Annotated in this window: 2 protein-coding genes; both read left to right on the top strand. The window is 48.5% G+C overall.

Annotated elements, in window-relative coordinates; all coding sequences use genetic code 11:
* A partial coding sequence (locus JCM12308_RS27410; protein WP_208978976.1) for an FG-GAP repeat domain-containing protein occupies positions 1-1,223 on the top strand: 1,223 nt, incomplete at its 5' end.
* Positions 1,224-1,228: 5 nt separating this feature from the next.
* The coding region (locus JCM12308_RS27405; protein WP_164845399.1) for a hypothetical protein at positions 1,229-1,656 on the top strand (428 nt) is incomplete at its 3' end.

Here is a 1,656-nt window from a genome sequence, read left to right as displayed (position 1 = left end):
ATAAAACGAGTTCGAGAAACCCATTCAATTTTGGTTCTGCTTACTATTCTTATTTTGATGATTTCGACGGGGATCGTGTACTAGATCGCGTTAGCTGGTACAACAGGACGGTACGAATTGATCGAGATTCCAAAGATACTACTTGTGTTAACTCAGGTGGGGGATCTTTCCACCAAGATTGCTATTGGTATGGCGATAAGCTTTGGATCAAATCTAGACGTGTCGACTTGTCGAAACGTAAAAAGGCCATATACGTTTACAAGTTCACTGATTGTTATGAAAATAGTAAAGGCCGTGAACGCTGCAGGAACTATGATACTACGAATGGTGGCCTATATGAGAAGTTGGCTCAAATTTCCGACTTTGACGGTGATGGCATTGATGATGTCATATCGAAGTATCGGATCGACTTCTCACGCGCAAAAAATAAAACGTGGACAGGCATTCCTAAAAGTCCGTGGTCTACAATAGGCGATTTTAATGGAGATGGTCGATCCGATATCTCGTCTTTTGGTGCTATTCGCCTGTCAGATGGTGTTTCAGGTTTCTCCATCCAATTTCCAGACCCACCGCTTGATGTAAACCGCTTCGGCAATAGCGGCACGATAAGAAACCTTGAATTTGCTGACTTCAATGGCGACGGAACGACTGATGCACTAATTAAAGATACTAAGAGTTCTTGGAAATTTTATTTTAGTGCTGGTAACAAATTCATACCCGGGCCAGTTATCACTACCACTTCCTTTAGTAATGTTAACGGAGGCTCTACCGCTGACATCAACGGAGACGGTCGTGCGGATTTTGTGGGAATCAGAAAAGGGGATCATACTCGGCTTTATTTGACACGCGGCGATGAACTTCACAACTATGCTACGGATAGCCATGGCGATTTTTTACGAGATCGCGTCGCTTACAACCTCTCTGACGCAGATGGAGATGGTCGTGTTGAACTCATAACACGAAAATGGGCATATAAACTCATCAGCGAGCGCCCGGATATGCTAGTTGGCGTGGTGTTGCCTTCAGGCGGGCACCTCTCAGCCAGCTACACCACCTATGGCGGTGATACTGAGGATGAGCGCTGGTTCCCACCTGTCCTGACCGTCCTGGCCTCTCTGACACGAAAGCCAACTCATCTCAAGGCCTTCACCACACGCTTGCTTACTCAGGCGGGCGCTGGGACTTTGACAACCGGCGCTTTGCCGGCTTCAAAAAGATCATAACCACGTTGCCAAAGCTGGCAGGGGAAACAAAGGCCCCAACCGTTGAGACCACCTATCGCCAGGACGTCTCCTCCGTAGGCAAGATCGCGCAGCGGATCTGGAAAGATGGCAACGGCACCATCTTGCGCAAGCAAGTCCAAGAGTATGCCACGCAAAATGACAATGAACCTTACACCTCCCTGAACACCGCCAGCTTGACCTACTCTTATGATGAAGGCGTGGAGCGGGTGCAAAAAACAACCCGCATCTTTAACTCTTACGGTCAGGCGAAGCATCGTACCAATCATGGCGACACAGCCAAGAGCGGCGATGAGCGCACCTATACCCGCTGGTCCTATCCCAACAAAGACAAATACATCATCAACAAATGGGCCGTGGAAGCTATCAACTCGTTTGATGACTACGACTACACGGATCGCCGGGCCTGGCGGCG

Origin of the sequence: Pseudovibrio denitrificans JCM 12308 (genome assembly GCF_001310815.1) — a bacterium.
GTDB lineage: Bacteria > Pseudomonadota > Alphaproteobacteria > Rhizobiales > Stappiaceae > Pseudovibrio > Pseudovibrio denitrificans.
Note: the sequence above shows the minus strand (reverse complement) of the source record. Positions and strands in the feature narration are given on the sequence as shown.